Annotated in this window: 12 protein-coding genes; 3 read left to right on the top strand and 9 right to left on the bottom strand. The window is 70.8% G+C overall.

The window, feature by feature from the left end; translation table 11 throughout:
• Positions 1–9: 9 nt before the first annotated feature.
• The 8 genes from J3A75_RS09880 to J3A75_RS09845 form a co-directional block, all read right to left on the bottom strand.
• On the bottom strand, positions 10–1,668 hold the full coding sequence (locus tag J3A75_RS09880) for a GDSL-type esterase/lipase family protein (RefSeq protein WP_209650105.1): 1,659 nt from the start codon (positions 1,666–1,668) through the stop codon (positions 10–12).
• 22 nt (positions 1,669–1,690) lie between these two features.
• Positions 1,691–2,938: a hypothetical protein gene (locus J3A75_RS09875; RefSeq protein ID WP_209650104.1), complete on the bottom strand. Its 1,248-nt coding sequence runs from the start codon at positions 2,936–2,938 to the stop codon at positions 1,691–1,693.
• A gap of 79 nt (positions 2,939–3,017) precedes the next feature.
• Positions 3,018–4,361 (bottom strand): coagulation factor 5 8 type domain-containing protein, encoded by a 1,344-nt coding sequence (locus tag J3A75_RS09870; protein WP_209650103.1) that lies wholly within the window; start codon positions 4,359–4,361, stop codon positions 3,018–3,020.
• A 118-nt stretch (positions 4,362–4,479) separates the two neighbouring features.
• Complete coding sequence (gene argC / locus J3A75_RS09865; protein WP_209650102.1) at positions 4,480–5,430, bottom strand: N-acetyl-gamma-glutamyl-phosphate reductase; 951 nt, start codon at positions 5,428–5,430, stop codon at positions 4,480–4,482.
• Positions 5,431–5,601: 171 nt separating this feature from the next.
• The gene (gene rpsI, locus J3A75_RS09860; RefSeq protein WP_012318176.1) at positions 5,602–6,087 is read right to left on the bottom strand and encodes a 30S ribosomal protein S9; all 486 of its coding nucleotides are present in this window, start codon (positions 6,085–6,087) and stop codon (positions 5,602–5,604) included.
• Between the two features lie 2 nt (positions 6,088–6,089).
• Positions 6,090–6,551: a 50S ribosomal protein L13 gene (rplM, locus tag J3A75_RS09855; protein ID WP_012318175.1), complete on the bottom strand. Its 462-nt coding sequence runs from the start codon at positions 6,549–6,551 to the stop codon at positions 6,090–6,092.
• 210 nt (positions 6,552–6,761) lie between these two features.
• Positions 6,762–7,379, bottom strand: a complete 618-nt coding sequence (locus tag J3A75_RS09850; RefSeq protein WP_209650101.1) for a CoA-binding protein — start codon at positions 7,377–7,379, stop codon at positions 6,762–6,764.
• A 127-nt stretch (positions 7,380–7,506) separates the two neighbouring features.
• Entirely contained in the window at positions 7,507–8,778 is a 1,272-nt protein-coding gene (locus tag J3A75_RS09845; RefSeq protein WP_312892340.1) for a nucleotide sugar dehydrogenase, read from the bottom strand.
• Between the two features lie 208 nt (positions 8,779–8,986).
• Between J3A75_RS09845 and J3A75_RS09840 the strand changes: the two genes are divergently transcribed.
• From J3A75_RS09840 to J3A75_RS09835, 3 genes are all read left to right on the top strand, one after another.
• Positions 8,987–9,253, top strand: a complete 267-nt coding sequence (locus J3A75_RS09840; RefSeq protein ID WP_209650917.1) for a hypothetical protein — start codon at positions 8,987–8,989, stop codon at positions 9,251–9,253.
• 69 nt (positions 9,254–9,322) lie between these two features.
• Positions 9,323–9,457: a hypothetical protein gene (locus J3A75_RS37005; RefSeq protein WP_020096204.1), complete on the top strand. Its 135-nt coding sequence runs from the start codon at positions 9,323–9,325 to the stop codon at positions 9,455–9,457.
• A gap of 138 nt (positions 9,458–9,595) precedes the next feature.
• Entirely contained in the window at positions 9,596–9,949 is a 354-nt protein-coding gene (locus J3A75_RS09835) for a hypothetical protein (protein ID WP_234741492.1), read from the top strand.
• Between the two features lie 257 nt (positions 9,950–10,206).
• On the opposite strand, the gene J3A75_RS09830 is transcribed toward J3A75_RS09835, so the two are convergent.
• Entirely contained in the window at positions 10,207–10,572 is a 366-nt protein-coding gene (locus J3A75_RS09830) for a cytochrome c family protein (RefSeq protein ID WP_209650099.1), read from the bottom strand.
• Positions 10,573–10,981 lie beyond the last annotated feature (409 nt).

The raw sequence follows: 10,981 nt of genomic DNA, 5'->3' as shown, positions 1-10,981 counted from the left end.
GGGCCGGCCCTATCGCCGCCGACCGCCGAGGAGGTGGCGCACCCGGGCCAGCGGCGTGCGGGCGCGGGCCCGGTCCAGGGCGCCGCGGATCTCGGCGGCCAAGCGGGTCGCGACGATCTCGCGGGCGGGATCGTCGTAGTGGACGATGTCGTAGAACGTCCCCTCCTCCCGGTCGCGGAAGATGCCGCTGAGGTCGAGGGCCGTGAAGGTGCGCCGGTACGGGCGCCGCGCCGCGAGCTGCGCGGTGAATGCCTCCAGCTTGGCGTACTGACGGTCGAGATAGGCCAGGAACGCCCCCGAGGCGACGCTGCTCTCCACCTCGGTGAGGTGGCGCTTGCGCAGGATCGTCGGTTGCAGGACGCTGACGATTGGCACCCCGTGGTCGTGGGACAGCTTGGTCAGCCGGTGCGCCGCCAGTTCGTAATGGTGGACGATCGCGTCCTCCCAGCCGGGGCTCTGCCAGCCCACCTCGGCCCGCAGCCGCTTCAGCTCCTCGTAGATCAGCGTGATCAGCGCCTCGTAGGACAGGCCGTCCTCGCGGGCGCGGGGATCGTGCGTGTCGAAGAAGTGGTCGTAGAGCCGCTGGGTGATGAAGGCGTTGTAGGGGTGGCCCGGCCGGGGATCGTAGGTCCAGGGCTGGAACAGGTCGGTGCTGCCGCTGAGCACGAGGATCGCGTCGGGGCTGTAGGTCACCAGGCGCGACCAGATCAGGTGGGTCATCTGCGTGAGGCAGCTCGACATCACCCCGAAATTGTAGACCTTCGCGCCGTCGAGGCCGCCCGCCCGCAGGATCCGCTCGATGCGGCCCGGCAGGGTGTTGGCGATGTCGCCGCCGTCGATCGTGGTCGAGTCGCCGACGACCAGGATCCGGGTCTCGCCCTCCGGCTTGCGCGCGACGATCGGGACGGCGTTCAGGAAGCCGTCCGCGTCGAACGGGACGCCGTAATGGCTCGCCCCCGGCTTGCCGGCGAACTGGATGAACGGGCTCGGATAGCGCGTGTTCGAGTCGAGGTAGCCGAAATGGTGCAGGAACTTGCGCCGCCGCGCCGCGTCCTCGCTCTCCGGCGGCGGCCAGATCGGCTCCAGATCCGGGACCGTCAGAGCCGCCAGCGTCGCCGCCTCGAGCGCCGCGAGGCCGGCCGCGTTGAGGTCGGTCCCGTCGCCGCTGTAGTCGGGCCGCAGCGCGCCCGTCTCCGTGGCCAGGACGGGATCGTAGTCGATGAAGTGGGCCCCGTATTCCTGCACATGGTCGCGCAGCCACGCGTTCACCGCGCCGATCAGCGCGACCGGCCGCCCGGCCGCTCCGGGCGCGGCCGGATCGACCGGCGCGATCGAGCCGACCCAGGTCCGCACGTACAGGTCGCTCGTGTCCCGCAGCATCGCGGCGATATCGGCCACGATGCCGTCCAGCGTTGGCGTGCGCGCGCCGTCGAGGATGTCGTCGCGGCCGCAGAGCAGGTGCAGGCCCTTGGCGCCGTAGAGGGCGATCTCCGAGCGAAGCCGGCGCGCCGTGTCCCGGACCGACTGGCCGGCGATGCCGCGGCCCACGGCCTGCGGTCCGGAGAACAGAGGCGGGTTCTGCGCCGTCCATCCAGCCGTCACCGAATCGCCCAGGAACAGGATCGGCCCGAACGGGAACAGCGGCTTGTCCTGCATCGGCGTGCTCATGCCGTCGCGATCCGGGGCGGCGTCAGCGCGCCGCGAAGACCTCGATCCCGTCGAGGTGCAGGTGCTGCTCCTCGTCGAGATCGATCTTGAGGTAGCGGAACCGCGCGTTGTCGAACCGGAGGTGGAGGGGCAGGCCGGGATGGCAGTGGGCGTCCACGGCGTCGAAGACGAGGCGGTAGTCGTCGCCCTCGGTCTCGCCCAGCCAGACCCGCATCAGCTGCGCCCGCTCGCTGAGCTGCCCCCAGCGGTTGTAGATCCGGATCTCCGAGACCCGCTCGACCGCGCCGAGGTCGAGGACGAACCAGGGGTTCCGGTCGAGCCCGGTGTGGAAGAAGAACGACGGGTCGCCGGTGGTGCGTTCGCCGTAGGTGCCGGTGGTGCCCGACCAGGGCGAGGCGGAGCTCGCCGTCCAGGTCTTGCCCAGCGCGATGTTCTCGGAGGGGCGCATCGCCACCAGCGTGTCCATCTCCAGCTCGTCGATCAGCGTCCGGATCTGCTTGGACGGCTGGCGCAGGGGCGGGATCTCCAGGTCGAGCTTGTAGATCAGGTTCGACAGGATGCTCTGATCGAAGCGGTGGTCGATAAAGCCCTCGAGATCCGGCAGGCCCATCTGGTTCGGGATGTCGGTGACGATCCGCTGATCGCCCGCGTAGCGCAGCCACTCGGCCACGAGCCGGCGGGTGGCGGGGCTCACCATGAAGGCGATCCAGGAGGCCTGGATCTGGTCGGCGTCCCAGTAGCGCGCCGCGTCGCAGTCCATCAGCACGAAGCAGTCGCGCTTGGTCCAGGCCCGCTGCGGCTTGCCGTGCAGCACGCCCACGGCGACCCGGCGCTCCGAACCATCGAGCCATGTGAGCAGCGGCGCCACCGGCGGCAGCGGGTCGTCGCCGACCGCCTGCATGCCGGTGTCGCTGAAGACGACGAAGTCGCCGTCGCGGCGCTTCTCCAGCGCCTCGGCGATGACGTAGGGCTTCCAGGCCCAGTTGCCGGCGCCCCGGGACCGGTCGAGGATCTCCCGGTGCTCCCGGTAGAACGGCGTCTCGCGCAGCCGATCGGGGGACCAGCTCTCGATCGTGTCGAAATCGCCCGTGGCGGCGGCCGAGGCCACCAGCCGGCGCTGGCTCTCGACGTAGTGGTACTTGGCGGCGAAGCTGACCAGGGTGGTGTGGCGCGGCCGGAGCCGGCGCCGCAGCCGCATCAGCACCTCGGCCCGGTGCATGTCGAAGGCGTTGACGCGCAGGGCTTCCGGAGATGGGTCAGCGCTGGCCAAGTCTGTCCTCCGGCGGTGGCTCGAGGGCTTGTCACCGGTTTTGCCGGCTTCGGCAAGGCGGCCCCGGCGGGAGGCGGGCTCAGGCGTCGTCGAACGCGAGCTTCTCGGCCGGATACTCGAGCATCAGCGCGCGGCGCTCGGGCGAGTTGTCCCACTCGCCGACCTTCGTGTAGCCGCCGGCGACGTCCAGCACCTCCACGACCCGCCCGATGGTCGGGATGCTCTTGAAATGCTGCGGCCAGCCGGAGGCGAAGTAGAAGACCTGCTCGACGTGCTCGGAGAGCTGGCAGACCCCCGGCCCGAACGTGCCGAGCCCGAAGACGAGGTAGCGCCCGTTCATCAGCGCCGCGACGTCGTCGATGAGGGTGCCGCTCTGGGTCGTCAGCGGCACGCCGATCTCGGCGATCCAGGCTTCCAGCACCGGGATCACCGGATTGAGCCGGTTCTCGAACACCATCTTGATCCGGGTGATGCGGCCCTCCGCCAGGAGCCGCCGGATCACCATCTGGTAGAAGGCGAGCGGCGGCTGCGGGTAGGTCGGCGCCACCCAGGTGCTGAAGATGTCCCCCGAGCGGATGTGGATCAGCAGCTCGTCGTCGGGCTTGGCGGGGATCTCCGCCGGCAGACGGTTGAACAGCGGCCGGATGCAGGTCCGCACGATGTCCCGTGTCTCGTCGGGGCCTAGGGTGCCGGCGAGCTGCTGGATGCCGAGGTCGAAATACATCCCCGACAGGAAGGCGCCCGCCTCCGGCAGCGGCTCCGAGCCGGGGATGAAGGTGAGGCCGCCGCAGGTCAGCGGGCCGGTCAGGCCGATCACCTCGCTCCGGTCGGCGGCCGGGAGCTTGATGTATTTCAGGTTCAGGTTGCGGGCGATGCCGATGGCGAGCAGCAGCTGGATCAGGCAGTTGCCGAAGGCGCCGCACTCGTAGAGCGCGAGCCCGACCAGGGCGCGGGACCGCGGCCGCTCGGCGCCGACGAGGCGGTAGGAGACGTAAACGTTCGCGCCGGGCCGCTCGTCGGCCATGTCGAAGGACACGTCGAGCACGCGCCGCAGGGCGATGAGGTCGAAATCCGCCCGGTCGCACAGCACCCGCGCCTCCGGCGGCGCCCCTCCGGCGGGGCCGTCCGGGGTGACGCGGACGTGGCGCGCCCAGGCGCCCTCCCCGGTGGCGAGCACCAGGGTCGCGGGCCCGCTCCGGGCCGCGTCGAGGTCGGCCGCGCGCCAGGCCTGCCCGTCGTCGGAGAGGGCGAGGCGCGGCGGCGAAGCCGAGATGGCCGCGATTTCGACGCGGCGGATCGGGCAGCGGAAGCCGAGATCGACCTGGAAGCCCGGTGAGCCGGCCGGGTGATCGGTTGCGCCGGCCGCGGCGTCCGCGCGGTGCCAGGGCCGGCCGAACGCCGCATCGATCAGGTCGCCGTTCATCGCGTCTCGCGGTGCGAAGGGAGCGGTCCGGGGCCCGTGCCCCGACCCCCACTCTGTCGAGGCGGGCGCCCGGGTCCCGTCACCCGGGCGTGCGCGGGCGGGCGCCGGCGCCCGTGGGCTAGCCGTCGAGCCCGAGCATCAGCCCCAGATTCTGCACGGCCGCCCCGGAGGCGCCCTTGCCGAGATTGTCGAGGCGCGCGACCAGCACCGCCTGCGCGTGCTCGGCCGAGCCGAACACGCGCAGCTCCAGCCGGTCGGTGTCGTTGAGATCCTCCGGCTCGATCTTCTCGCGGTGCGCGCCGGTGGCGGCGCCCGGCACGACCTGCACCAGGGGCTGCCCGGCGTACCAGTCGCGCAGGGCCGCCTCGAGGTCGGAGGCGCTGGGCCGGCCCGGCAGGGTCTCGAGGTGGAGCGGCACGCTCACCAGCATGCCCTGCCGGAAGTTGCCCACCGACGGCACGAAGATCGGCCGCCGGGTGAGCCCGCTGTAGCGCTGCAGCTCCGGCAGGTGCTTGTGGGCGAAGCCGAGACCGTAGAGCTGGAACGGCGGCGCCGTGCCCTGCTCGTAGGCCTCGATCATGCTCTTGCCGCCGCCGCTGTAGCCGCTGACCGCGTTGACGCTGATCGGGTGGTCGGCCGGGATCAGGCCGCCCTCCACCAGCGGCCGCAGGAGCGCGACGCCGCCGGTCGGGTAGCAGCCGGGATTGGCGACCCGCCGGGCGCGCGCCACCGCCGCCCCCTGCTCCCGGGTCAGCTCCGGGAAGCCGTAGGTCCAGCCCTCCGCGACCCGGTGGGCGGTGCTGGCGTCGAGGACGCGGGGGCCGCCGCCGGGCAGGCTGTCGGCCAGCGCCACGGTCTCCTTGGCGGCCTCGTCCGGCAAGCAGAGCACGACGAGGTCGACCTCGGCGAGCAGGGCGCGCTTCGCCGCCGGATCCTTGCGGTGCTCCGGCGCGATGCTGCGCAGGGCGACCCGCCCGTCGCGCTCCAGGCGCTCGCGGATGCCGAGACCGGTCGTGCCGGCCTCGCCGTCGATGAACACGGTGGGCTTCGTCGCGCCTGCGCCAGACATCGCTCGTCTCGCTCTCTCGAATGTGCCTCGCCGCCCGAGTCGGGCACCGCGGCCGGGGATCAGGTGCGCGCGGTGCGACAGCCTGTCAACGGCCGTGCCGCGGCCTGAAAACGCGAAAGGGCGGCCCCCGCAGGAGCCGCCCTCTCCGTGACACCGGTGTGACCGGGTGTCTTAACGCTTGGAGAACTGGAAGCTGCGGCGGGCCTTCTTGCGGCCGTACTTCTTGCGCTCGACCACGCGGGCGTCGCGGGTGAGGAAGCCCTCACGCTTCAGCGGGGCGCGCAGCTCCGGCTCGTAGTAGGTCAGGGCCTTCGACAGGCCGTGGCGCACCGCGCCGGCCTGGCCGGAGAGGCCGCCGCCCGCCACCGTGACGGTGATGTCGTACTGGTCGACGCGGCCGGCGATCTCCAGCGGCTGGCGCAGGATCATGCGCAGCACCGGACGGGCGAAGTAGGTCTCCACCGGGCGCTTGTTGATCGTGACCGTGCCGTTGCCGGGCTTGATCCAGACGCGGGCGACCGCGTCCTTGCGCTTGCCGGTGGCGTAGGCGCGGCCCTGCGCGTCCAGCTTCTGGACGTGGACGGGGGCCTCGTTGGCGGGGTCGACCGCGCCGGTGTTCGACCGGTTGAGGTCGGCGAGGGACTGCAGGGTCGCCATGATCAAGCGCTCACGTTCTTGCGGTTGAGGGCGCCGACGTCGAGCGCCTGCGGCTGCTGGGCCTCATGCGGGTGCTCGGTGCCCTTGTAGACGCGGAGATTGCCGAGGATCTGGCGGAAGAGCGGGCCGCGGGGCAGCATGCGCTCGACGGCCTTCTCCACCACGCGCTCGGGGAACCGGCCCTCGAGGATGAACTTGGCAGTCCGCTCCTTGATGCCGCCCGGATAGCCGGTGTGGTAGAAATAACTCTTCTGATTGTACTTACGCCCGGTGAACTTCACCTTCTCGGCGTTGATGACGATGACGTTGTCGCCGCAATCGACGTGGGGCGTGTAGGCGGCCTTGTGCTTGCCGCGCAGGCGCATCGCCACGATCGACGCGAGGCGGCCGACGACGAGGCCCTCCGCGTCGATCACGATCCACTTCTTGTCGACCTCGGCGGGCTTCAGCGAGGTGGTCTTCATAGCCAAATCCCAGGGGTTCCGACGGACCGGACCCCGACGCGTCGGGATCCGCGGACATCGGGGTGCCGAAAAACGAGCCGCCGCGTGGGGCACACGCGGCGGCGGTGCCGGGTGCATAGACGGCCCCGGACGCTGGGTCAACAGGGAAGTTTAAGATCTCGGAAAAGCTATTTTGTTCAGCGTGTTGGCGGTTGAGGTACCAGAGTACCACTAGCCGTCGGAGCGCCGACCCCGCTCCGCGATGGTCAGCTTCTGGACGCCCCTGGCCGCCAGCACCGGCTTCCGGGCGCTGAGGATCCGGGAGTTCACGCCGGTCCAGCCGATCTCGCCGGAGAGCCGGCCGTACTCGATCTTGGGGCAGCGGTTCATGATCACCGTCAGTCCGCGCGCCTCGGCCCGGGCGGCGGCCCCGTCGTCGCGCACGCCGAGCTGCATCCAGATCATCTTCGGCGGCGGCGTCAGCGCCAGCGCCTCGTCGACCAGCGGCCCGGCGGCGGCGGAGTTGCGGAAGATCTCGACCATGTCGATCGGCTGGTCGCCCAGCCCGGCCTGGACTTCGAGGAGGGAGGCGGCCACCCGGCGCCCGAGCAGGTCCTGGCCGGCGAGGCCGGGATTGACCGGCATCACCGCGTAGCCCCGGTCGAGCAGGTATTTCAGGACGATCCAGCTCGGGCGCGCCGGATTCGCCGAGGCGCCCACCAGCGCGATCGTGCGCGTGCCGTTCAGGATCGTGCGGATCTGCGCGTCGGGGTAGCGGGCGTGCCGCTCCGCGAGCGCTGCCGCGTCGCTGGGCGCGGGTGGCCGGTTCTCGTGGCCCGTCTCGTCCATGGCGTCTTCCCTCGTCGTCCGGATGATCGCGGGTCGTGTCGCGCTTCTCGCCGCGTTCTGTGCCGCGTTTCTGGCCGCGCGTCGTGCCGCTGTCGCGGCCTCGGCGCGGCCGCCGTCACAGCCACCGTCACAGCCGCCAGACCTCGTAGCCCAGCCGCGCGAACGGCGCCTTCTCGAAGAGTGCCTTCACGTCCACGATCAGGCCGCCTGGCTTCACCCGGGCGGCGATCGCCTCCGGGCCGAGTTGGGCGTAGTCGCGGTGCGGGACCGCAATCACGGCCGCGTCGGCCTCGGTGGGCAAGTCGGCCCAGTCGACAAGGGCGATGCCGTACTCGGCCCGGGCCTCCGCCGCGCCGGCGCGGGGATCGTGGACCGACACGGCGCAGCCGAATTCCTCCAGCTCCCGCACGAGGTCGGCGACCTTCGAGTTGCGCAGGTCGGCGCAGTTCTCCTTGAAGGTCAGGCCGAGGACGATGACCCGCGCCCGCCCGGTCCCGCCGCGCCGGACGATCCGCTTCACCGTGCTGCGGGCGACGTGGGCCGCCATGCTGTCGTTGATCCGCCGCCCGGCCAGGATCACCTGTGGGTGGTAGCCGATCATCGCGGCCTTGTGGGTCAGGTAGTACGGGTCGACGCCGATGCAGTGGCCGCCCACGAGCCCGGGGCGGAACGGCAGGAAGTTCCACTTGGTCCCCGCCGCCGCGAGGACCTCCTGGGTGTCGAGGTCGAGCTTGTCGAAGATCAGCGACAGCTCGTTCATGAGCGCGATGTTCAGGTCGCGCTGGGTGTTCTCAATGACCTTGGCGGCCTCGGCCACCCGGATGGACGAGGCGGCGTGGAGCCCCGCCTCGATGATCGACCCGTAGAGGGCCTTGAGCCGCTCCAGGGTCTCGGGGGTGTCGCCGGCGACGATCTTCACCACCCGGGCGAGGCTGTGCTCCCGATCGCCCGGGTTGATCCGCTCGGGCGAGTAGCCGACGAAGAAATCCGTCTTCCAGCGCAGGCCCGAGGCGCGCTCCAGGACCGGGATGCAGACCTCCTCGGTGGCCCCGGGATAGACCGTGGATTCGAACACCACGGTCGCGCCCGGCCGCATGTGCCGGCCGACGAGGTCCGAGGCCCGGATCAGCAGGTCGAAATCGGGGCACTGGGCCGCGTCCACCGGGGTCGGAACCGTGACGACGATCACGTCCGCCGCGCCCAGCGCGGTCGGGTCGTCGGTGATCGCGAGGTGCGCGGCGGCCCGGAACGCCTCCGCGTCGATCTCCCCAGCAGGGTCGTGCCCGGCCCGGTAGGCGGCCACCTTGTCGGCGGCGCGCTCGTAGCCGATCGTGATCCGTCCCCGGCCGAACGCCAGGGCAAGCGGGAGCCCGACATAGCCCAGGCCGACGATCGCCACGCTGACCACCGAGCGGTCTGCCGGGTCTTCCCCTGAGCCGTCTGCCGCCCCGTCAGCCACGCCGGATCCCTCTGCGGGCTCGGAAGGCGCCGATGACGATCCGGCCGCCGGGCGCGTATAGGGGCGGTCCGCGCCGGCGTCGACTCGCTTCGGCCCGCGCGGAGCGCGGTCCGGGACCGCTTACGGGGCGAGACCATGGGGCGTGACGATGCCTGTTCTCCGCTGGACTGAGGGGCCGGTCCACTGCACCGACCTCGTCGACGGGACCGGCAAGGTCTTCGGCTATGTCGGCCCGTGTGCCGCCGGCACGCGCGGCTACGTCGTCCAGTCCGGGTCGGAATGGCCGCCGCGCCCGGCCGCCTTCGCGGATCACCCCGCGGCCGCGGCGGCCCGCGCCTGGGTCGAGGCCGCTGTGTCCGCGCGCGCCTTCCGGCCCGTCCGCATCCTCCGGGAGGACGGCGCGCCGGAGGTCTGATCGCCCGGCGCGGTTCAGGAACTCGTCAGGTTCGCTCGGCTTTGTTGTGGCGTGGAGTGGAGGCGCCCGATGGCCGAAATCTGCATCACGGAAGACCAGAACGGACGGTGGACCGTCTACACCGCCGGACTGGTGGTGACGGACCTGACGCGCGAGGCCGCCGAGGCCTTCGCGGCGAGCTACCGCCGCGTCACGGCCGGCTGAGCGACGGGCCCCTCCGACACCCCGGAGCCCGAACGCGCGGCCCCCGGGAGCGCCGGCACGCTCGGGCTCCGGGGCGCGTCGTGCTATGAGGCCCGCCGAGCCCCGATCGCCCTGTCGCGGGCAATGAGGTCGATCACCATGCGCCTGTTCCTGCTCGCCGCCGCCCTGCTGGCGCTGCCCGCCCCCGCCTCGGCGCTCTGCCGCTGCACGTGCATCCGGGGCGAGATGAAGGCGATCTGCCAGGAGACCGACCTGACGGTGCCGATCTGCCAGGGTCTCTGCGAGACCACGATCCGGCAGGAGCGGGTCATCATCCCGCTGGCCGGCGGCCGGCAGGCCTTCGAGCCGGCCCAGTCGACGAACCCGGCGCCGGGCGGCCTCGTGTCCCCCGATCTCAGCCTGGACACCAACCCGAACGGTACCCAGCTGGGCACGCCGAGCCAGCTCTCCGGCAGTGTCGGGTCGAGCCTCTCGTCCGGCAGCGGCCGCTGAGCCACGAAAAAGCCCCGCGCGGCGGGTGCCGGCGGGGCTGAAGGTTGAGGACGCCCGGTGCGTTACGCCGAGCGACTGCGCCTAGAGTAACACTATTCTGCGGAATGGGAAGCTCTGGCGAAGAAGAATCAAGACTATTTTTGGTCGATCGTCCTCGAGTCACGGTAAATTACCCGCTCGGCTGGGCCGGGCGGGGTATATCGCGGCGGGTGCGCGGCGGGAGGCCGCGCGTATCCTTGGTCCGAGATCTGTCCGAATTAGGACTGGGTCTTCAGGTAGGCGATGAGGTCGTTGATCTTCTTGTCGTCCGCGATGCCCTGGAAGATCATCTTGTTGCCGGGCACCTTCGCCTTCGGGTTCTTCAGCCACTCGTGCAGGTTGGCCTCGTCCCAAGTGATGCCAGAGTTCTTCAGGGCGGCCGAGTAGTTGTAGCCCTCGTAGGTGCCCGCCTTGCGGCCGACGACGCCCTTCAGGTCCGGACCCACGCCGTTCTTTTGGAAGTTGTGACACGCCTTGCAGGGGGCGAACGCCTTCTCGCCCGCCGCGGCATCGCCGGCGTCCTGGGCCTGCGCGGCGAGAGGCATGACAACGGCGAGAACTGCGCCGATTGCGAGCATACGCATGTATTAACTCCAATTTGAAAGATAAGCTTCGGGCTTTTGGCAGAAAAAGCACGTGATGCAAGCGAAAAAATCTGAGCCTGAGCCCAGATTATATTGGCCGGTGCGCTGCATCATTTCGAGATCCGTGCTGCTCGAACGTAGCCTGGCACGCCCGCGGAGGGGGGGCGGCGAACCTGAGAATGCTTCCAACCTTGGCATGTCGGGATGTTGACGTGCGCCACGGCGCGATAATCCGTCTGGGTCTGGAAAATCGACCTCGCTACGGGATCCGAGGGCGGCGTGCACGAGAGTGGGCCCGCCGCGGCGAGCCCTGCTGGGTTCTTGGGATGGACGCAGTCGGTGCTAGGCGGCGAGTAGCAGCCGGGATCGTCAGCGGGCGGGGCTCCGGCGCCGCGACGGCCCGAGCCAT

The sequence above is a fragment of the Methylobacterium sp. PvP105 genome (assembly GCF_017876975.1).
Classification (GTDB): domain Bacteria; phylum Pseudomonadota; class Alphaproteobacteria; order Rhizobiales; family Beijerinckiaceae; genus Methylobacterium; species Methylobacterium radiotolerans.
Note: the sequence above shows the minus strand (reverse complement) of the source record. Positions and strands in the feature narration are given on the sequence as shown.